General features: G+C 63.2%; 15 protein-coding genes. 6 read left to right on the plus strand and 9 right to left on the minus strand.

Features of this window, described 5'->3' with window-relative positions:
- Positions 1-72: 72 nt before the first annotated feature.
- From arcD to mutS, 6 genes are all read right to left on the minus strand, one after another.
- Positions 73-1557, minus strand: a complete 1485-nt coding sequence (gene arcD / locus HFX_RS02515) for an arginine/ornithine antiporter ArcD (protein ID WP_004057813.1) — start codon at positions 1555-1557, stop codon at positions 73-75.
- 106 nt (positions 1558-1663) lie between these two features.
- Positions 1664-2620, minus strand: a complete 957-nt coding sequence (gene kdgK1, locus HFX_RS02520; protein ID WP_004057811.1) for a bifunctional 2-dehydro-3-deoxygluconokinase/2-dehydro-3-deoxygalactonokinase — start codon at positions 2618-2620, stop codon at positions 1664-1666.
- Positions 2621-2715: 95 nt separating this feature from the next.
- The gene (locus HFX_RS02525; protein ID WP_231512924.1) at positions 2716-3075 is read right to left on the minus strand and encodes a hypothetical protein; all 360 of its coding nucleotides are present in this window, start codon (positions 3073-3075) and stop codon (positions 2716-2718) included.
- Positions 3076-3231: 156 nt separating this feature from the next.
- Positions 3232-3534, minus strand: a complete 303-nt coding sequence (locus tag HFX_RS02530) for a hypothetical protein (protein ID WP_004057809.1) — start codon at positions 3532-3534, stop codon at positions 3232-3234.
- Between the two features lie 95 nt (positions 3535-3629).
- A complete protein-coding gene (gene mutL, locus HFX_RS02535) occupies positions 3630-5837 on the minus strand; it encodes a DNA mismatch repair endonuclease MutL (protein WP_004057808.1) in 2208 nt (735 codons plus the stop codon).
- Positions 5834-8563, minus strand: a complete 2730-nt coding sequence (gene mutS / locus HFX_RS02540; RefSeq protein ID WP_004057807.1) for a DNA mismatch repair protein MutS — start codon at positions 8561-8563, stop codon at positions 5834-5836. The genes mutL and mutS overlap by 4 nt, the downstream gene beginning before the upstream one ends.
- Positions 8564-9039: 476 nt before the next feature.
- Between mutS and HFX_RS02545 the strand changes: the two genes are divergently transcribed.
- From HFX_RS02545 to HFX_RS02555, 3 genes are all read left to right on the plus strand, one after another.
- Positions 9040-10158, plus strand: coding sequence for an ABC transporter substrate-binding protein (locus HFX_RS02545; protein WP_238547491.1), 1119 nt, complete (start codon positions 9040-9042; stop codon positions 10156-10158).
- Positions 10155-12614 (plus strand): methyl-accepting chemotaxis protein, encoded by a 2460-nt coding sequence (locus HFX_RS02550; protein WP_004057805.1) that lies wholly within the window; start codon positions 10155-10157, stop codon positions 12612-12614. The genes HFX_RS02545 and HFX_RS02550 overlap by 4 nt, the downstream gene beginning before the upstream one ends.
- Before the next feature lie 203 nt (positions 12615-12817).
- Positions 12818-14515: a methyl-accepting chemotaxis protein gene (locus HFX_RS02555; RefSeq protein ID WP_004057804.1), complete on the plus strand. Its 1698-nt coding sequence runs from the start codon at positions 12818-12820 to the stop codon at positions 14513-14515.
- 66 nt (positions 14516-14581) lie between these two features.
- Here the strand turns inward: HFX_RS02555 and ubaA are convergent, their stop codons facing one another.
- Entirely contained in the window at positions 14582-15394 is an 813-nt protein-coding gene (gene ubaA, locus HFX_RS02560) for an SAMP-activating enzyme E1 (protein ID WP_004057803.1), read from the minus strand.
- A gap of 127 nt (positions 15395-15521) precedes the next feature.
- Between ubaA and HFX_RS02565 the strand changes: the two genes are divergently transcribed.
- The gene (locus tag HFX_RS02565; RefSeq protein ID WP_004057802.1) at positions 15522-15872 is read left to right on the plus strand and encodes a rhodanese-like domain-containing protein; all 351 of its coding nucleotides are present in this window, start codon (positions 15522-15524) and stop codon (positions 15870-15872) included.
- A gap of 40 nt (positions 15873-15912) precedes the next feature.
- Positions 15913-16488, plus strand: a complete 576-nt coding sequence (locus HFX_RS02570) for a hypothetical protein (RefSeq protein ID WP_004057801.1) — start codon at positions 15913-15915, stop codon at positions 16486-16488.
- A gap of 29 nt (positions 16489-16517) precedes the next feature.
- On the opposite strand, the gene HFX_RS02575 is transcribed toward HFX_RS02570, so the two are convergent.
- The gene (locus HFX_RS02575; protein WP_004057799.1) at positions 16518-17108 is read right to left on the minus strand and encodes a 50S ribosomal protein L15e; all 591 of its coding nucleotides are present in this window, start codon (positions 17106-17108) and stop codon (positions 16518-16520) included.
- Positions 17109-17393: 285 nt separating this feature from the next.
- Here HFX_RS02575 and HFX_RS02580 point away from each other — a divergent pair, with 285 nt between their 5' ends.
- Positions 17394-18209, plus strand: coding sequence for an alpha/beta hydrolase (locus HFX_RS02580; protein ID WP_004057798.1), 816 nt, complete (start codon positions 17394-17396; stop codon positions 18207-18209).
- Between the two features lie 35 nt (positions 18210-18244).
- On the opposite strand, the gene HFX_RS02585 is transcribed toward HFX_RS02580, so the two are convergent.
- Entirely contained in the window at positions 18245-20350 is a 2106-nt protein-coding gene (locus HFX_RS02585; RefSeq protein WP_004057797.1) for an alpha-amylase family glycosyl hydrolase, read from the minus strand.
- Between the last annotated feature and the right edge of the window lie 210 nt (positions 20351-20560).

Consider the following 20560-nt stretch of genomic DNA (forward strand, 5'->3'; position numbering starts at 1 on the left):
CTGCGGGTACTGGGCGAATCAAAATACGCCTGCCGGTCCAGAAAGAGCCAACGAGTGGCTCGACTTCGTCGGTCAGTCGTCGTCGTCAGCGAACGACGCAACCGCACCGCGAAGTCCGGCCTGTGTGTCGGAACCTTGTTCACTGATGCGCCACCCGGTGATTCCCATCAGCACGAGGATGAGCGGCGACAGGAACCCGAGGAAGTAGTAGGGGGCGTACTGGAGCGTCGGAACGCCGAGCACGTCGGCCATGTACGCGCCGCCGGTCCCCCACGGGATGAGGGCGCTCGTCGTCGTCCCGGCGGATTCGATGGCCCGAGAGAGGTTTCTGCTTTCGAGGTCGAACTCGTCGTACAGGCCGCGGAGGCTCATTCCGGGAACGACGAGGCTCATGTACTGGTCGGCCGCGATGGCGTTCATCGCCAGCGACGAGGTGGCCGTCCCGATGGTCAGAGACGTAACCGAGGTAAGAATCCGCCGCAGGTTGTGGGCGATGACGGCGATACAGCCGGTCCGTTCGAGGATGCCGCCGAGTGACAGCGACGCGAGGATGACGGTCATCGTCCACGACGACCCGAGCAACCCGCCGGATTCGAGCAACGAATCGACCGTTTCGACGCCTGTCGACGGCGACGTGCCCGCGAAGGCGACGTTCCACGTGTTGACGAAGGTATCGATGGTGACAGGACCCTGAACGAATAGTTGAGTGAGCGTCCCGACGACGACACCCGCGATGATGGACGGAAGCGCGGGGTAGCCACGGAGCGCGAGCACGAACGTGACGACGAGCGGAGCGAACACCAGCGGCGTCACGGTGTAGGTGCTGTCGATGGCCGTCTGAATCTGCGCGATACGTCCAACTGGGATGTTCCCGCTGGCCGTGAGTCCGAGTGCGGTGTACGCCACGAGCGAGATGACGAGCGCGATGCTCGTCCCGACGCGCATCGTCCGAACGTGGGTCATCAGGTCCGTGTTCGTGACGGCGGCGGCGAGGTTCGTCGTGTCCGAAAACGGCGAAACCTTGTCGCCGGTGTACGCACCCGTCAGGACGGCACCGGCGGTCATCGCATCGGGCATTCCGAGACCCGAACCGATACCGATGAAGGCCACACCGAGCGTCGCCGCGGTGGTCCACGACGACCCGATGGCGAAGGTGACGATTGCCGAAAGCAACGTCGCAACGGGCAAGAACACCTCCGGCGAGAGGAGGTCGAGCCCGTAGTAGATGAGCGCGGGAATCGTCCCCGCCGCGGTCCACGTCGAGATGAGCATGTAGACGACGAGGAGAATGAGCAGTGCAGACATCCCCATGTTGATGCCGTCACGGATTCCCTCCGAGAGCCGAGACCACGACAGTCCCAACCAGTACCGGCCCACCAGCCCGGTGAATATGATACCCCACAGAAGCGGCAGTTGCGGGTCAAGGCCAAGCCAAATGACCCCGACACTCAAGAAGACGAGCATCCCGAGAACGGGAACGACCGCCTGCTGAAGAGAGGGCCGTTCGTCCTCTGGTATGTCATCGAATGTCAGCGGTTCGAACGATAATGTCCCCATTACTGGGACAATTTATCACCGTTCCTAATTTCAATCTATCTGTTTGGCAAAAGGGAATAATAATTACTAATATATTTTGTTCAATTATGCTGACATAGCGTGGGACTCACCGCGAGATTCCCTCACCCTCCTCGCTGACGACTCGTTCGATGTCTTCGGGAGTGACGACGGCGATATCGCCTTCGAGGGTCCGTTTGAGCGACGCTGTCGCGGACGCCCACTGAAGCGATTCGGCGACGTCGCCTCCGGCGAGATACTTCGCGAGATAGCCGCCGACGAAGGCATCTCCGGTTCCGATAGCGTCGTGGGTTTCTGCCTCGTAGACGCCTTGTTCGTACACGTCGCCGTCCGAGAGAGCAAGCGACCCTGTCGCGCCGCGAGTGACGACGACCGTTTCGAAGTCGTAGTCCGCGGCGAGTCCGCGGGCGATAGATTCGGCGTCGCCGTCGCGTCCGAGGACGTTCTCGGCGTCTCGCTGTGCGGCGAAGAGCACGTCAATCGAGTCGAACAGGTCGCGGTACGCTTCTGCGGCCTCTTCGGGCGACCAGAGTTTTGCCCGATAGTTCAGGTCGAAGGCGGTCGTTGTGCCGGCCGATTGGGCCGCTGCGAGCACGTCTGCCGTGGTCGCCCGGAGCGTCTCGGAGAGTGCAGGCGTGATTCCGCTGGTGTAGCACACCGCTGCGTCGCGGACGGCGTCGAGGTCGACTTCGTTCGTCTCCAGCGTCGTCACGGCGGCGTCGGCGCGGTCGTAGATGACGTTGGTCGGGCGGGGCGCGACGCCGTGTTCGAGGTAGTAGAGGCCCTGCCGGTGGTCGTCATCCCAGACGACTCCCTCCGTATCGACGCCGTGACTTCGGAGTTCGCCGACGACGCGCCGACCGAGCGGCGAGTCGGGGAGCTTTGAGAACCATGCGGCATCGCGGCCGAGGCGGGCCGCGGCGACGGCGACATTGCTCTCCGCCCCGCCAGCCTGTACTTCGAATTCGCGGGCGGTTTCGAGTCGCTCGCCACGCGGCGGCGACAGGCGAAGCATCGTCTCGCCGAAGGTCACGAGTGCTGTCATGGACGGCCGTTCGCGGGCGCGATATAAACCTCCGGCGTTGCCGTCGAATGCAGCGACTGCTGGCGGTTCGGGACGTCAGGACTTCCCCGACAGTATCAGGCCGTCGTGAGTGGAGACTCGTTCCCCAGCACCCGACTGGCGGCCATCACTATCGCGGGGCCGGTCATTCCGATGGCGACCATCGTCAGGTCGCGGACCGGGCCAGTCATGATTTCCAAGACAAACGCGTTGTACAGGGAAATGCCGGCGAAGGCGGCGTAGGAAGCCGCCAAGACCGCGTTGGTCAGTCGGTCGTCCGAGTTGCGGTCAGAACGGATTCTCCGACCGGCGACGAAGATGACCGGACCGACTGCGGCGCCAGCCGTGATTAGGAGGGCATCCACCATCCAGCGCTCCCGGAACTCGATGGCGATTGTGGCGGCGAGCGCCACCACGAAAACTGCGAGGGAGACCACTATCAGGGAGGGATTCAGGGCATCGTTTCGCATTACCCATACTTGTTGATATTACTACATTATGGTTGTGGACTGATGTGCGTGTGTAGCTGTTTTATTGTCACTGAATCCTCCTTTTGTTGCCACTGAATTCTCCTCGTCTGTTCGGCGCCCGAATTAGGCCGACGTGAGCCGTCGAACGAGGTAGATAAACGAAATCGGGATACTCAGAAACGGGATAGCGATAAGATAGTACAGGGGAGACGGAATCCAGTTGGACCGCTTTGCGAGCGAGATTCGGTCGAGGTGGAGCGCAACGGGTCCGACGATAACGGCGAGTGCAGTCCCGTAGAAGCGAATCGCGACTCCGGCGGCGTCGGCCCACGTCGGGACGCTCGGTCCCGTGGCGGCGGTAAAGAGATACGACACCACGAGGACGAGCGGCCCGAAGAGAATCCCAAGAAAGACGAGCGCGTTCATCAGTTCGACCCACTCGGTGGCCGGACTTCAATCCTCGCCGAGAGTATCGCCAGCGAGAATTGGGTCGTTGGTTCAGTCGTAGCTTGCCTCTCGCATCACTCTTCGGCGCGCCGGCCTCCGTGACCGGGGTAGTCGCGCTCGAACCGTGATTCGATTTCGTCCCGGTCGAACTCGATGACGACCGGTCGCCCGTGCGGGCAGGCGTAGGGATTCTCGCAGTCGTCGAGCGCCGACAAGAGGTCGAGCACCGACCCCTCGCGGAGCGACGTGTTGCCCGTAATCGACGGGTAACACGCGAGGTCGGCGAGGAGTTCGTCGGCGACGGCGTCGACCGTCTTCTGGCCGCCGTCGGCCTCCTCGCGGACGAACGCCGTCAGCGCGTCGCGGAGGAGTCCGGGGTCGAGCGCCGCGTCGAACACAGCCGGAACGGTTCGAACCGAGACGGTTCGCTCGCCGGTCCGTCCGGCGTGGAAGCCGACCTGCGCCAGCGCCTCGCGGTACTCCTCGAACAGCGCCGCCTCACGGGCTGTCAGTTCCAGTTCGACCGGTTCGGCGAGTGCCTGTGTCGGCGTATCGCCTTCGACTTCGTTCTTCAGACGCTCGTAGTTCACCCGCTCGTCGGCGGCGTGCTGGTCCACGAGGACTAACCCCTCACTCGTCTCCGCGACGATGTAGGTGTCGAGCAGTTGGCCGAGGATGCGCATCGACGGCAGCGACTCGAATTCGGGTGTGAGGTTCGCTTCACCGCCCGAGAGGTCGCGCTGGGTTGTCGGGGCACTGATGCGCCCCGATGGCGACTGCGACGGAGTAGATTCGGTCGGCGGCGACGATTCGGATTCACCTGTCGACGGCGACGGTTCGGTTGCGGGTGTCGAATCGGTCGCGGAGGCCGACGACTCTGCGGGTCCGGTGTCGAGTGACGACTGCTCTGTCGCCTCCGGTCCCGGCGCAAGGTCGTACTTGCGGGGCGGTGTCGGCGGCGGTGACGTTTGGGAAGGCTGTGTTGCCGACGTGGTCGTCTCTCTAGTCGACGATTCCGGTTCAGGTGAATCGGTGGTGTCCGATTCCGACTGCTCGGAACTCGTCTTTCCTGCCTCTCGGGTCTTCCGTTCTTCCCGTCCCTCTCGCGCCGATTGTACATCTCTCGCGGTCGGGCGCTCCGTGTCACCTTGGTCGTCGGCCGGCCCGTGAACCTCGTGCGGGTCCGCGGATTCGACCACGGTGCCCGCGTCCGCTTCGTCTGGCTCGCCGGGTTCGATAGCCGCCTCGTCGGCCTTCGAGCGACCCCGCGGGGCCGACGAGCGGACGAGTCCGTGATTCAACAGGGCGTCTTCGACCGCGTCGGTCACTTCGCGTTTGACCTCTGGTTCTTCGTCCCACCGAACTTCCATCTTGCGCGGGTGGACGTTCACGTCCACGGCGTCGGGTGCGACCTCGACGAAGAGCACCGCAAACGGGTAGCGGTCGGCGTCGAGTTGCCCGCCGTAGGCGTCGAGGACGGCTTCCCGGAGCACTCGGTCCGTGACGTAGCGGTCGTTGACGAACGTCGAGAGGTAGTCGCGGGTACTGCGTGTCGTTTCGGGATGACTCACGAGACCGGAGACCGAGATACCGGGCGCGTCGTGCTCGACGGAAACCATCGACTCCGCGACTTCGCGGCCGTACACGGAGAGGACGGTCGATTGGAGGTCGTCTCGGCCCTCGGTGGCGAACACCTCTCGGTCGTCGTGTTCCAGCGAGACGGCCACGTCCGGGTTTGCGAGGGCGTAGTGGGTGACCACAGTATTCACGTGGTCGAATTCGGTCGCCGTCGTCTTGAGGAACTTCCGCCGCGCGGGGGTGTTGTAGAACAAGTCTTCGACCTCCACGACGGTTCCCTCTGGACAGCCAGCGGGCCGAACCTCCTCGACTTCGCCGCCTTCGTACCGGAGTTCGGTACCCACGTCGCCGCCGCGGGGCTTCGACCGAATAGTCATTCGCGAGACGGCACCGATAGTGTGGAGCGCCTCGCCGCGGAAACCAAGGGTTCCGATACCCGCTTCGAGGTCCTCGATGTCGCCGATTTTGCTCGTCGTGTGCTCGCGGACGGCGAGTTCGAGGTCCTCCTCGCTCATGCCGACGCCGTCGTCGCGGATGCGAACGCCCTCGACACCGCCGGAATCGACCGCGACGGAGACCCGCGTTGCATCCGCGTCGAGGCTGTTTTCGAACAGTTCTTTGACGACCGAAGCGGGACGTTCGACGACCTCACCGGCGGCAATTCGCTGGATGGTCTTCTCGTCGAGTTGGTAAATCTCCGTCATTCTTCATTCTCCAGTTTCGACTGCCACGCCTGCACCTTCGCCATCAAGTCGAGGGGTGATGTGGCATTCACGTCGGTCGATTGCAGTTCGTCGAGGACGGCTTCGGTCTCGGGGTCGAGTTCGGGGCCGGGTTCGGAACCGGGTTCGAATTCGAGGCCGGAGTTGGCACCAATCTGTCCGTTTCCGGGTGCGCCAGCCGCCGAATCGTCTCGTGTCGAGTGTTCCATGGACCCGTTTGCGGGACTGCCGTCGCTTTCGGCGACTTTCATCTGTCCGCTTCCCACGTCGAAGACGGCCTGTACGGGTTCGGCCGACCCGGAGCCTTTCGCCTCGATGGCCTTCTCGTCGCGGAGTCGGTCGAGTACGTCGCCAGCGCGGTCTACGACGGGGCGCGGAACCCCCGCGAGGTCGGCGACGTGAATCCCGTAACTCCGGTCTGTCGGGCCATCGACGACGGTTCGGAGGAACGTCACGTCACCATCTCGCTCGTCCGCGGCGACGTGGACGTTCGCCACGCGGTCGAGGTGGTCGGCGAGCGTCGTCAGTTCGTGGTAGTGAGTCGCAAAGAGCGTCTTCGCCTGCACCTCGTTGTGCAGATACTCTGTCGCGGCCCACGCGATAGAGATTCCGTCGTAGGTTGCAGTCCCGCGGCCGACTTCGTCGAGGATAACGAGCGAATCTTCGGTCGCCGAGTGGAGGATGTTCGAGAGTTCCTGCATCTCGACCATAAACGTGGACCGACCCTGTGCGAGTTCGTCCAGCGCACCCACGCGGGTGTAAATGCCGTCGACGACGCCGATGGTCGCAGACCGGGCGGGGACGAAACTGCCGACCTGCGCGAGAAGCGTAATGAGCGCCGCTTGTCGCATGTAGGTCGATTTCCCGGACATGTTCGGTCCGGTGACGATGAGAAAGCCGCGCTCGCGGTCCATGTGCAGGTCGTTCGGGACGAACTCGGTCGTCGTCTCTACGACGGGGTGGCGACCGGCCTCGATGCGGAGCGGTCCGGCATCGGTGAGTTCCGGGCGGGTCCAGCCGTTTCCGGCGGCGTGGGTAGCGAGAGACGCTAGCGCGTCGACTTCGGCGATGGTTCGGCCCACGTCCTGCAGCAGTTCGGCGTGTGCGGCGACTCGCTCGCGGAGGTCCTGAAAGAGTTCGTACTCCAAATCGCCGCGGGCTTCTTCGAGTCGAAGCACCTCGCGCTCTTTTTCCTCTAACTCCTCGGTGACGAATCGCTTCGAGTTCTTGAGCGTCTTTATCTGCCGGTAGTGCTCCGGTACCTGGTCGGCGACGGACTTCCCGACCTGAATGTAGTAGCCGTCCGTCTTGTTCCGGTCGACCGTGACGTGTGAAAGCCCGTGTTGGCGCTTTTCGCGGTCGGCGAGGGTGTCGAGCCACGACTTCGCGGATTCGTGTCGCTCGATGAGTCCGTCGAGTTCGTCGTCGTAGCCTTTCTGGAACAAGCCGCCTTGCGTGACCGTCTTCGGCGGGTCCTCGGCGAGCGCGTCGGCGAGTTCGGCTTGCAGTCCCGCCGCGGCATCCCCATCAGGCCGAGAAACGACTTCGGCAAGCGGTGAGTCGGCGAGTTCGGTTCCTTCGATGGCGTCGGTGAGCGCGGGGAGGACATCGAGCGTGTCGCGGACGGAAAGCAGGTCGTTCGCCCCTGCGCTTCCCGAGGCGGCGCGCGAGGCGAGTCGTTCGAGGTCGTAAGCCCCGTCAAGTACCTCTCGGACGCGCTCGCGGGCGAGAGCTGCGGACGCGAGCGACTGGACGGCGTCGAGTCGACGCGAAAGCTCATCTCGGTCGCGTCGCGGGCGGGTGAGCCACTCGCGGAGCAGGCGACCGCCCGGCGAGGTGACGGTGTGGTCGATGGTGTCGAAAAGCGACCCCGAGCGGTCGCCGTGCATCGTCTCTGTGAGTTCGAGGTTCCGCTGGGTGGTCGCGTCGAGTTCGAGCAGGTCGCTCGGGTGGTACACCTGCAACCGCGTCATCGACCGCAGGACGCCAGCGCCCGTCTCTTCGACGTAGGCGAGAATGCCGCCCGCCGCGCGGGTTGCCAGTTCCGAGTCGAGACCGACGCTCTCGACGGTGGATTCGCCGAACTGTTCGCGGACGGCGTGGCGGGCACGCCCCGGTGCGAACGCTTCGGTCGAAAAGAGCGAGAAGGAGGCGTCCGTGGCCTCGCGCAGGCGCGAGAGCGTCTCGTCGTCGGTTCGGAGGTCGGGGCCGGGAAGGACCTCCACGGGTGCAAAGCGGTAGAGTTCGGCCGCGGCGTCGTCGACGGTCTTGGCTTCGGTGACGAGGAACTGCCCGGTCGTGATGTCGGCGAATGCGAGTCCAACACCGTCGCTGCCGGTCACGACGGCGGCGAGGAACTGCGCGTCGGCGCGCGAGGTTTCGAGGAGCGTGCCGGGTGTGACGACGCGCGTAATCTGTCGGCGGAGGTCACCCGATTCTGTCTCGTACTGGTCGGCGACGGCGACCCGGTAGCCACGCTCGACCAGCGCCTTGAGGTAGGGCGTCAGGTCGTTCAGTGGCACGCCCGCCATCGGGTACGACGACCCGTGCGACGACTTCTGGGACACTTTGAGGTCGAGTTCGCGTCCGACCGTCTCGGCGTCGTCAGCGAAAAACTCGTAGAAGTCACCGCACTGCATGGCGAGCAGGTCGGCGTCGGTCTCCTCTTTCAACGAGAGGAACTGTCCGACGATTCCCTGAGTAGTCATGTCCGCACGTGCGTGGGCCGGCGGATAAAATACTACGATGACCGGTCCCGGATGAACGTGCGACGACCGGTCCTATAGTAGCGCTTGCAAGTCAGTGCACACTCGATTGACCGGTGTCGTGCGATCGGATATGTCACCAGTTGCAAACGCTACTGTAGATGAACTGAGACATCCCACCCCGATTCCGTTCCTGTCTATCAGTTCACGACCAGTATACATCTAGATGATTACACTTCAGGGTGGTTTGTCTCTGTTTATTTATAACCTGAACTACATACAATGTTTAGGTTTAGAATATTGGTCGTGATAATCGGCGGCCCAAAATTATATACAGGTGGATTCACCGACGAGGTGTGACTCCCAGGTACGATAGACGAACGTTTCTCAGCGCTGGTGGGGCAGCGATGCTCGGGTCGCTCTCCGGGTGCGTTGGGTCGTTCCAGGGCGATTCCGGAGAACCGGTCAGGTTCGGGGCGATGTTACCGTTAAGCGGTTCGCTGGAACAGGTCGGAACGCACGGAAAACGCGCCGTAGAGCAGGCAGTCGAGGATATCAATCAGGCAGGCGGAATCCTCGGTCGGCCCGTCGAACTGACGGCCGTGGATACGGAGGGTTCTGTAGAAGTCGCCGCCGAGGGGTACCAGTCGCTGGTCGACGCTGGTGTCGTTGGGTTCGTCGGTGGCCTCGTCAGTGACGTCTCGCTGGCGCTCGCCCCCAAGACGGCGAAGGACTCCATCATGGAGATTAGTCCAGCCAGTACGAACCCACGGCTCTCGGATGCCGGACGAGCAGATGGCCGGAAGTACTTCGGCCGAACCGTTCCGAGTGACAGCCTGCAGGCGACTGCGATGGCGAAAATTCTCGATTCGCCGCAGTACGTCGATGCCGAGACGGTTTCGATTCTCACCGTTACGGGTGCCTTCGGGTCGGACCTCGGAACTGCGCTTCAAGAGAGCCTCGACGCTGAGGTCGTCACGCAGGTCAGCTACGACCCCGAAGCAGGCGACTTCAGTGGCGTTCTCGATGAGGTCTTCGCCGACGAGCCGGACGCAGTCGGCTTCGTCAGCGTTCCCGGACAAGAAAAAGGAATTCTCGAAGCGTACGGGAACACCGACTACGACGCACCGTGGGTGTTCTCGGCGGGGATGTTCAGCGGCGACCTCCCGGCCTACTACGAGGGGTTCTACAGTGCCTCGCTCTCGTCGGTTCGGACGGACGGCTATTTCGACCTCACGCAGCGACTCTCCGATATTGCACCGCTCGCACCCTACGCTGCGAACGCCTACGACGCCCTTTTCCTCATGGCGGCGGCCGCAGAGTACGCTGGCGAAGTGAGCGGTCCAGCCATCGCGGACGCTGTTCAGACCATCTCCAGCGGAACGGGCCACACCGTCTCAGTCGGCGAGTTCGACCGGGTACGGACGCTCGTCGATGCGGGACGCGAACTGAACTATCAGGGCGCATCGAGTGGTGTCGACCTGACTGAATCGCTTGAACCGCTGAGTTCGTATCTCGTCGAGCGCGTCACCGACGGCGAGGTCACGCAGGTCGAACTGCTCCAACGGCGATTCTTCGAATCCGGAGGTTCCCAATGAAAAACCCATTCTCGCGGGTGACGTCCGCCATGGAGCGACTGCTCCCGAACGTGATTCGCCGCCGGTACGCGGCGAAGTTCGGTCTCGTCCTCCTCCTCATCGTGCTCATCATGGGTGCAGCGGGCGCGTTCATCCACTTCGACACTAAATCCGTCGTCGATTCACAGACCAAATCGCAAATTCGCGGTGCCGCGGAGACCGAAGCGCGGTCGGTCGCCGACTGGGTCGTTTCGAGGGAAGCGACGGTTTCCTTCCTCGCTGAATCGATTAACGAGAAACCGGACGGGACGAACGCGACCGAACATCAACGGTGGCTCGAACAGAAACTTATCGGGCTTCCCGGCGACGTTCGGTCGCTCCACTACGTCGATGCCGACTCCGGCACTATCGTCGCCAGTACGACTGACAGTCTGAACGGACAGTCGCTCAACGCAGTCGACACGCCGTGGACGGGCAAGGCGACAACATTCGCGTCGTCCCAGTCGGTGACGACTTCCGAACCGTACGACGCGAGCGGCGAACCCGTCGTCGCGTTCGTCGCACCCGTCTCCGGGAGTAACGAACTCATCGTCCTGACGGCCTCGCTCGAAGCACGGTCACACCACTTCGAGTCGTCCTTCGCAACCGGTGACGCGAAGGTCGTCTCCGAGTCGGGGACCATCCTCTTCGACAACCGAAAGTCGTCCCTGCTCGAACAGTACACGGCAGCCGATGGGTCGGAAATCAAGGCTATCGACGCGGCACTCACCGGGGAAACCGGCTACCAAGTCGTCTCCGCCCGGACGGGCATGGATGAAGGAGAGTACGCGATGGCCTACACGCCAATCACCGGTACCGATTGGGTACTCACGTACCACGTCCCCGCAGAACGGGCGTTCGCGCTCCAATCGCAGGTGACGAGAAACGTGATTCTCCTCATCGCGTTCGCCGTCGGGGCGTTGTTCCTCGTCGGTGTGACGATTGGGCGCGGGACCGCGAACTCCCTCGCCGTCGTCGCACGGAACGCGGACAACATCGCCAACGGAGAGGTCGACGGTGACCTCCCGAGCACGTCCCGAATCGACGAGATGGGCCGCCTGTACGACTCGTTCGAGTCGATGCAAGCGTACCTGACGACGGTCGCCGGACAGGCAGAGGCACTCGCCGAGAAACAGTTCGACGACCCCGTCCTCGACGAGGACATCCCCGGGTCGTTCGGTGAATCGATGGGCCAGACTCACACGGAACTCGAAGCGCTCATCACCGAACTCGAAGCGAAAGCCGCCGAGTTCAGCGAGACGATGTCCGATGCCGCCGCGGGCGACCTCACGCGACGGATGTCGGAAGACGCCGACAACGAGTCGATGAACGAGATGGCGCGGTCGTTCAACGACATGGCCGACGAACTCGAAGGAACCATCGCTGAAGTCGTCGAGTTCGCCGAAACAGTCGCGGCCGCCAGCGAGGAAGTCACTGCGAGTGCGCAGGAAATCGAGCGCGCCAGCCGACAGGTCAGCGAGTCCACGCAGGTCATGGCCGAAGGCGCACACGAGCAACGCGAGAACCTCCAGCAGACGACGAACGAGACGAGTAACCTCTCGGCGACCATCGAGGAGGTTGCCTCGTCGGCGACCGAACTCGAACAGACCGCACAACACACCCTCGGCGCAAGTGAAGACGGCCACGACGCGGCGAAAAACGCCATCGACACCATCAGACAGGTCGAGACGCAGACCCGCCGAACGGCCGACAGAATCGAAGACCTCGAAGCCGACATGGAGGAAATCGGCGACATCGTCGAACTCATCACCGACATCGCCGAGCAGACCAACATTCTCGCGCTCAACGCGAACATCGAGGCGGCCCGCGCTGGCGAGGCCGGCGAGGGCTTCTCGGTCGTCGCCAACGAGGTGAAGGACCTCGCGGGCGAGACGAAATCCTCCGCCGAAGAAATCGAAAAGACCATCGACGAAGTCCAGACGAAGTCCGCCGAATCGGTCGCCGAGATGCGCGAGACGAGAAACGCCGTCGAATCCGGCGTCGACGCGGTCGAGACCGCGCGCGACTCCCTCGACACCATCGTCGAGAACGTTCGCGAGACGACAAACGGCGTCGACGAAATCAGTCGCACGACCGACGAACAGGCCGCATCGACCGAAGAAGTCGCGTCTATGATGGACCGCGTCTCCGACATCAGCGACGAGACCGCAGAGCGGGCAGAGTCGGTGGCCGCGGCCGCCGAAGAACAGACTGCCTCGCTCGGCGAGGTTTCCAGTGGTGCGGACAGTCTTGCCTCGCAGTCCGAACGCCTGATGGCACTTGTCTCCGAGTTCACGGTTAATCACGACGCTGCCGAGAACATGACGGACGACACCTTCGAGTCAGATACCAACGAACAGTCCGACGAATCAAACACGCTATCGCCGGAGTCTCCAGTCACCGACGGCGGTGACGACTCCACGATGGATACCCAGTAGACGACGCGCTCTCACACCGCGTCGCTACCGGAACCAGTCCCCTACTTCGGCTCTCCACTCTTCGCTCTTTTTCTCTCTTCTTTTGCCACCTCAATCGACGTTCGACGGGTTCCCATGTCGACCCGTGTTGTTCGCTGCTAAGAATATCAAATTTGAAAATTCGGACAGTAGGGTTATGCCACCGATGGCCGTGTTCCGGACATATGGACCTGCTTTCGCGACTTGCGGCGCTGGTCCCGGGGGTCGGGGCTCGGGCGCGGACGGACGGCGGGGGACAGACAACTGAAACTAACACTGACCGTGCGACGATTGCGGCGGCGGCAGAGCAACTTCACGTCGGCGACTTACTCGACGGTGTGGGGATGCCCGTGTTCGTTCTCGACGCGGACCATCGCGTCATTTCGTGGAACGAACCCATCTCGAAGCTCACGGGGGTCTCCGCCGCGGACGCGCTCGGGTCGGAGCACGTGAGCGAGTTGTTCTACCCGGACGGTCGCCGGGCGAAGACGCTCGCCGACAAGGTACTCGAAAACCCGACGACCGCGGCTGACGTGCACGACCTCGAACTCGTCGACGAGGCGCAGTCACTCTACCGCGATACCAGTACCATGACCGACCGAAACGGCGTGGACCGACACATCGCCTTTACCGCCCAACCGCTGTTCGAGGGAGACGAACTCGTCGGCGTCGTCGAGGCGGTTCACGACCGAACCGACGTGGTCGAAAAACAACGGGCGTCCGAGGAACTCGTCGAAGAGGTGTCGGTCACTATCAGCAGTCTCACCGACGGTGACCTCTCCGCACGCGCGTCCTTTAGCGACGACCGGAACGTCCTCACAGACGAGACGCTGGCTGTCCTCTCGGACATCAACCAGATGGCGACGCGTTTCGAACGCCTTGCGAACGAGGTTGACGACACGACAGCAAACCTCGGCACGGCGATTCAGCGCGCGGCAACCGCCGCAACCGACATCGAAGAGCAGGTCACAGAACAGGCTGAACTCCTTGCGAAGGGGTCCGAGGAGATGCAGGACCTCTCTGCGAGCATGGAGGAAATCGCGGCGACGTCCGACGAAGTCGCGTCGGCGGCGAACCAGGCGCGTGCGGCCGCGGAAAACGGACAGGAGGCCGGACAAAGCATTCGAACCGCGACCGACCAGGTCATCGAGATATCCGACGAACTGCTCGACAGCGTGACCGAACTCCAACAGCGCATGGGCGCAATCGAGGAGGTCGTCGAGGTCATCGCGGAGGTCGCAGACCGGACGAACCTGCTCGCACTCAACGCGAACATCGAGGCGGCCCGCGCGGGCGAGGCTGGCGAGGGCTTCTCGGTTGTCGCAAACGAGGTCAAACAACTCGCTAACCAGACCCACGAGCACACAGAGGAGATTGCAAACAGCATCACCGAGATTCAAGAACAGGCCGACGAGACGGTGATGGCGTCCGAGCAGTCCCACGAGCAGATTCAGGTCGCCTCGGGCGAAATCGAGGACGTGCTCGCTTCGCTCTCCGAAATCGCCGACGCGGCCGACTCGGCCGCAAACGGCGTCACCGAGGTCGCCCGCGCCACCGACTCGCAGGCGACGAACATCGAAGAGGTCACGACGACGATTCAAATGGCACAGGACCACGCGAGCACCGCCGAAGCGGCGACGACCGATATTACCGACGCCACGGCCGACCAGACGGTCGCACTCGATGCGCTCGCCAATCGCGTGGCCGAACTCGTCGGCGGCGACGCGGCGGCCTTGGAAGAAGTCGAAGACCTCGACGTCGTTCAGGCGGCGACCGACGGCGGACGGGTGTCTACCCACGAACGAAACGAGTCGTACTCGGAGGCCGACGCGGATACTGATTCGACTGACGACACGGTCGGCGGCTTCCAGTTCGGCCGATAGCTGAACTGACACCACCCTCCCCACTCCACACTACTCCACTCAATCGGCTTTCTCGCTCTTACTGACTCAATCGAGATCGACCGCGCAACTCTCGACGTACTCAATATCTCCAATCGTGTCGATACCGTCTTCGCCGCAAACCGGACACTCGGGGTTCGTTCGGTACGGAACCGTCTCGAACGACATGTCCATCGCGTCGTAGAACAGCAATCGCCCATCGAGCACCTCGCCCGCTTCGAGGATGACTTTCACCGCTTCAGTCGCCTGAATACACCCGACCGTTCCGGGGAGGACGCCGAGGACGCCCGTCGTCGCGCAGTCGGGGACGGTCCCCGGTTCGGGCGCTTCGGGGAACAGACACCGATAACACGGCCCGTCGGGCAGGAGCGTCGTCGCCTGTCCCTCGAACTTGTATATCGCGCCGTGGACGAGCGGAATCTCCTCGAATCGGCAGGCGTCGTTGAGCAGATAGCGCGTCGGGAAGTTGTCGGAAGCGTCGACCACCACGTCCGCATCGGCGATGAGGTCGTAGACGTTCGATTTGTCCACCCGCGCTTCGATTGGTTCGACGCTCACGTCCGGGTTGAGGCCGCGGACGAACGCGGCGGCGCTCTGGGCTTTCGGTTCGCCCACGTCCTCGTCGTGGTGGATAATCTGCCGCTGGAGGTTGCTTCGCTCGACTACGTCGTCGTCGACAACGACGAGTTCGCCGACGCCGACCGCGGCGAGGTACTGGATAGCCGGCGCTCCAAGCCCTCCCGCACCGACGACGACGACCCGTGAGGTGAGCAGTCGCTCCTGTCCTTCCGGGCCAACCTCGTCCATGATGATATGTCGAGAGTAGCGGTCGAGTTGGGTGGCGTCGAGTGAGAGCGTCATATCCCGAGGTTGGAATCGCCACCGAATAAAGCCGCGGCACGGGCCGCGTGTCTGGGGACGGCTGGTCGCGTGCTGGCCGTATCGCCGGAAGCGACGCGCCTTTCCCGCCTCGCTCGTCACGTCGCGTATGGTCGTGGAGACGACACCCGACGAACTGCGCGAGAAACTGGACGCTGACGACACTGAGGTTTCCGTTGTCGACATTCGGGACCCATCGTCGTACACGTCCGGACACATCCCCGGGTCGGAGAACCTCCCGGCGGCAACGCTCGGTCCCGAGGTGTTCGAACGCGAGTGGCCCGACGAAGTCGTCGTCTCGTGCTACGTCGGCAAGAGTTCGAAACGGGTCGCCTCTATCTTGGACGAGAACGTCGACGCCGACGTGAGCAGTCTCCGCGGCGGCTTCGACGACTGGGACGGCGCGGTCGAACAAGGGTCGGAAGACGAAGCGGACCTCGGGCCGGCGTCGCCGTTCTGAGTCACCCCATATTTTCTGACAGTGCAGTGACGTTCTGGGTATGGCCCTCCCGACTGGACTGCTCCCGGTCTTCGTCTTCGTAGTAACCGCCGGCGTCGCGACGCTCGTGGCGCTCGGCGCGCACCTCTTGTGGCGTCGTGGGTCGCGGTCGTTCAGCGCCGAACTTCGACGCTCACTTCTCGGAGTGAGCCTGCTGTACCTCGTCGGGACGGCAGTCGCCTGGGCGGTCGCGGGCGGTGGCTCGTTGTGGGGTGTTGCGACCGCACTCGTCGTCTCAGGCGTCGCCGCGTTCGTTGTGCTGTGGACGGGTCCGCTCTTCCTTGGTCGCTCGCTCGTTCGTCGCCTGCGAGGTGTCGATTCGGAGACCGCACTGCGTCAGGTGACGTACGGGTGGCCGGTCGCGATGCTGGTCGTGTTCGGAATCTTTGTCGCACCCGGTGGGACGACGGGCGACCACCTGCTCCATCTCGACGGCGCAACGACCTGTCTTGCCGGATTCTGTGGGGTCAGCGTCCTCCTTCTCGTGGCCATCGCTCTCGAACTCGTCGTCGCTGTCGTCGGGCCGGGGCTCGTCGGCTTAGCGCTCACGAGTCAGCAGTCGCTCACCGGTCGATAAAGAGAGAAGGTTGTGCAGTTCGCGGGGCGTTACTTGCCGCGGCGGCGGCTGGAGCTGAGGGAGGGACGGATGTGTTCCGTACCCTTGCCGCGGTTCTGCAGACCGCGACCGCGCTTGCCCGCGTTGGTGAGACCACGGAAGGCGCGGCCGTCGTGGTCGTCGTTGCAAATCCAGTTGAGGTCGTCGTCGTTCTGGATGGCCGGGTGGTTGGGGTCGACGAGAATGACCTCTTGCCACTTCTGGGAGCCGTCCTGACCGACGCCGTAGGAGTTCAGCACACGCATGTTCGGGTACTTGCGCGAGGCGCGTTCCTCCGCGATGCGCGGGATGGACTTGCGGCGACCGATGCGGTTGACACCCTGGCGCTTCGTACGGCGGCCAGCCTTGTGTCGCTGCTTGCGCGCGCCACCCTTGCGGACGGAGACGCGGACCACAACGATACCCTGTTTGGCCTTGTAACCGAGTTCACGAGCCTTGTCGAGGCGCGTCGGGCGCTCGATGCGCTCGATTGCGCCTTGGTTGCGCCACTCCTGTTTTCGCTGCCACTGGAGTTCGGCCAGTTTGCCTTCCTTCGGGGTCTTCCACGCTTCCTTGATGTGGGAATAGAAGCTTCGTGCCATTGTATATCACCGCGGGCGCTTGCGATTCAGCCATTCTGGGGCGTCCGCCCCAGACGGGGAATTCCCCGTCGGCCACATTTCGTCCCGTACGTGACGGGTGCCCTCTGGCGTGCCCGCATGCCAGCGAGTTGCCGAACCTACCAATAGGGGAGGGTTAAGAACTTCGGATTCACAGCGACTGTGTCGTGAATTCCCACAGGCCGAAGGACTACTCAATCGCGGTGTAGCCCACCAATCCTGTCTATTTTACGAACTATTATCTCACCACTCGCCATTCGAACTGGCATGCCCACCGATATCGACTGGCGACCGTACGACCTCGACGACGAGTACAGCGTCGTCGGCGACGTACGCATCTCCGACGAACTCTCTTCGACGTATCTCGATTTCGAGCGTCACCTTCTCGTCTATCTACCTCCCGATTACGACGAATCCGACCGTTCCTACCCGGTGTGCTACATGCACGACGGACAGAACGTCTTCGACGAGGCGACCAGTTACTCCGGGTCGTGGGACATTCATCGAGCGATGGACGAACTGCACGACAAGGGCCTCGGCGCAATCGTCGTCGGCGTCCCGAACGCGGGCGACGACCGGACGGTCGAGTACACGCCCCACCCGCATCCGGAGTTCGGCGGCGGCGGTGCCGATAGCTATCTTTCGTTCCTCTTCGAGGAGGTAAAGCCGCTCGTCGACGAGACGTTTCGGACGCGACCCGAAAAGGAGTCGACTGGACTGCTCGGGTCCTCGCTCGGCGGCCTCATCAGCCTCTACGCGCTCTTCGAGTACCCCGAGAAAGTGGGCTTTCTCGGAGCCATGAGTCCCGCATTCTGGTGGTCGGGCGAGGATATCTTCGAGTACGTCGAAGCCCAACCGTTCACTCCCGCTCGCATCTACGTCGACGTGGGCGACACCGAGTCCATGGACGACCCCGAGCGCTGTGAGTTGTACATCGACGACGCAGCGCGCATGGTCGAGTTACTGCGCGAGAAGGGATACGACGACGTCGAATTCCTCGTCGACGAAGGCGGCGTCCACCGAGAACACGCGTGGGCGCGCCGGTTCCCCGATGCGATGCGGTTCCTCTTGGACGACGACTGACCCGCCTCTGTCTCGGTTAGCCTATCGCCTATTGTTTACTCCCGCAAGACGACCACGTCGGCGACTTCGACGCAGGTGTCCGCCGTCTCAGCAATAGAGTCGGCTGCCACGTCGACCTCGCTAAGGAGGTCTTCGGTCTCACAGTCCGCCTCCAGCGACACCGTCGCGGGCGACGAATCGAAGTTCAGCACGACAAGCAGCGACTCATCTTCCCCTACGCGGCGATAGGCGACGACCGAGTCGGCGTCGCCCGATTCGACTTCGACGCTCGCTTTCGACACGTCGTTCGAGCGTAGTGCGGGATGCTCGTTTCGGAGGGCGACGAGTCGCCGGTGGAAGTCGGTCAGGTCGGCGTCGCCGTCGTGCCAGCGCATCGTTCCGCGCTGTTCTGGAACGCCGCGTTCTTGGCCGTAGTAAATCATGGGCACGCCGGGCAGGGTGAACGTCGCCGCTGCGGCGGGACGGAGGGTCCCCTCCTCGCATTCGGTCGCATAGCGCGTCTCGTCGTGGTTTTCGACGTAGCGCATGTGGACCGCCTCTTCGGGGAAGCCGTGGCGTTCGGCCTCGACGAGCGCGTCAAAGAGCGCGGACGCCGGGGCGTCACCGGTCCCGATGTCGCGGAGCGTGTCGTACAGGTCTGTGTCGTAGTGGTAGTCGAACTCGTTTTCCCGGAATCGAACGTCCCGCGGGACCGTCTCGTCGAGGAGCAGGAACTCGTCGTTTTCGGCCTTCACACGCTCTTGAACCTCCTTCCAGAAGCCGTGGGGGACGCCCCACGCCACGTCGCATCGGAAGCCATCGACGACGTCGACCCACTCGTCGATTACGTCGAGCATCCACGCTCGCACGTCCAGCGAGTCGTAGTTGAGGTTCGGAATCCGCGCCCAGTTGAAGTACATGCCGGGTGCGTCGTCGCCCGCCCAGTCGATGCCCGACGCGTCCTGTTCGGCCGGGACGCGCTCGTAGTAATCCTCGTAGTCGGCGACGCCCGCCCGGTGGAGTTGGAACGCCGGATGGTCCCGTGAGGTGTGGTTGATGACGAGGTCGAAGATGACGGTGATGCCGGCGTCGTGAAGTGTATCGACGAGCGACTCGAACTCCTCGCGCGTACCGAGGTCTGTCGCGGTGTCGAACAGGTCAGTGATGTGGTAGCCGTGGCGGGTCGGACTCTCACAGACGGGCGTGAACCACACCACGTCGACGCCGAGCGACTCGATGTAGGGCACCCGGCGCTCGATTTCGGTGAACGTCGTCTCGACGGTTTCACCGGCGAACTCGCGGACGAATATCTGGTACATCGTCGCGTCGTCCAGCCACTCCGGTCCGTCAGCGGGGTTCGAGAAGTCGACCGCCTCCCCGTCGGCACGGATTTCGAGCGTGTCGGCGATACTCGCGCGTTCGATGGTCTCGCCATCCTCGTCGGGGTGCGGTTCCTCGCTCACGACGACAGCATGGACTCGCGAGAGGTTCGGAAGGTCCTCGTGGTCGACGACTACGCGGTCGCCATCGATTTCGACTGCCGATTCGGCGAGGTCGTCGCGGTCGTCGAAGTAGAACTCGACTGACGGTTCTCTCCCGTCGGGTGCCGGCCGAGCAATCGCCTCGACGACGACTTCGTCGCCCTCAGTGCGGCCAGTCAGCCGGATGTTCGGTCGGCCTGCACCCTCGATAGTCACCTCGGCCGTTGCGTACGGGTCGAACTCGTCGTCGAACGCGAAAATCGCGTCGTGGTCGCCCGGCGGGAGTCGAACGTCCACGCTCCACTCGTCGCCGTCGCGTTCGACGCGGTCTGCGCCCATCGTGAAGTCGTTGAACGGCCCGATGACGGACGCGGACTCGATTTCGTCGAGGTCTTCTTCAACCTCGCTGGACGTAATCGAAAAGCGCGCTGGCTGGCGCGGGTCGGCGAAGACCCGAACGGTCACGTGGTGGATTCCGTCGGGGGCGTCGAGTTCGGCGACGTAGACGCCCGGAACGTCCGCATCGAGGTGAACTACGGGTGCGTCCGAGAGCGTCGCAGCTGACTCATCCGGTGTTTCGACGAGTTGCCACCGGAAAGTCGAATCCGGGTCTGGATTTCGCGGTGCAAGTTCGACTGGGTCGCCGACGGTCGTAAACCGCGGCGGTCCGGGGTGATGCATTACCTATTCGGGCGGTATACTGCTCAATAAAGCTGTTCTGAAGGGTTCTTCTGTTTGTGAGACGGGGTTTTCAGCAATTCTCCGTGTGGCGGCCGCGATAGATTCGAAATCGGCAGCCGATGCGACGATTGTGTCCGTCGCGGTGCGAGCGTGTGAAGATTTCTTCAGTTCGGCCCGTTGTGGCCGACTTCCGGGCGAGGTGTCCGACGC

Source organism: Haloferax mediterranei ATCC 33500 (genome assembly GCF_000306765.2).
Taxonomy (GTDB): domain Archaea; phylum Halobacteriota; class Halobacteria; order Halobacteriales; family Haloferacaceae; genus Haloferax; species Haloferax mediterranei.

What these genes read in the sequence shown, in the direction of transcription:
- HFX_RS02550 (WP_004057805.1), top strand. Translation starts at nt 10,155, where the DNA reads ATGAAAAACCCATTCTCGCGGGTGACGTCCGCCATGGAGCGACTGCTC.
- HFX_RS02570 (WP_004057801.1), top strand. Translation starts at nt 15,913, where the DNA reads ATGGCCCTCCCGACTGGACTGCTCCCGGTCTTCGTCTTCGTAGTAACC.
- HFX_RS02545 (WP_238547491.1), top strand. Translation starts at nt 9,040, where the DNA reads ATGTTACCGTTAAGCGGTTCGCTGGAACAGGTCGGAACGCACGGAAAA.
- ubaA (WP_004057803.1), bottom strand. Translation starts at nt 15,394, where the DNA reads ATGACGCTCTCACTCGACGCCACCCAACTCGACCGCTACTCTCGACAT.
- mutL (WP_004057808.1), bottom strand. Translation starts at nt 5,837, where the DNA reads ATGACGGAGATTTACCAACTCGACGAGAAGACCATCCAGCGAATTGCC.
- HFX_RS02555 (WP_004057804.1), top strand. Translation starts at nt 12,818, where the DNA reads ATGGACCTGCTTTCGCGACTTGCGGCGCTGGTCCCGGGGGTCGGGGCT.
- HFX_RS02585 (WP_004057797.1), bottom strand. Translation starts at nt 20,350, where the DNA reads ATGCATCACCCCGGACCGCCGCGGTTTACGACCGTCGGCGACCCAGTC.
- kdgK1 (WP_004057811.1), bottom strand. Translation starts at nt 2,620, where the DNA reads ATGACAGCACTCGTGACCTTCGGCGAGACGATGCTTCGCCTGTCGCCG.
- HFX_RS02530 (WP_004057809.1), bottom strand. Translation starts at nt 3,534, where the DNA reads ATGAACGCGCTCGTCTTTCTTGGGATTCTCTTCGGGCCGCTCGTCCTC.
- mutS (WP_004057807.1), bottom strand. Translation starts at nt 8,563, where the DNA reads ATGACTACTCAGGGAATCGTCGGACAGTTCCTCTCGTTGAAAGAGGAG.
- arcD (WP_004057813.1), bottom strand. Translation starts at nt 1,557, where the DNA reads ATGGGGACATTATCGTTCGAACCGCTGACATTCGATGACATACCAGAG.
- HFX_RS02575 (WP_004057799.1), bottom strand. Translation starts at nt 17,108, where the DNA reads ATGGCACGAAGCTTCTATTCCCACATCAAGGAAGCGTGGAAGACCCCG.
- HFX_RS02565 (WP_004057802.1), top strand. Translation starts at nt 15,522, where the DNA reads ATGGTCGTGGAGACGACACCCGACGAACTGCGCGAGAAACTGGACGCT.
- HFX_RS02580 (WP_004057798.1), top strand. Translation starts at nt 17,394, where the DNA reads ATGCCCACCGATATCGACTGGCGACCGTACGACCTCGACGACGAGTAC.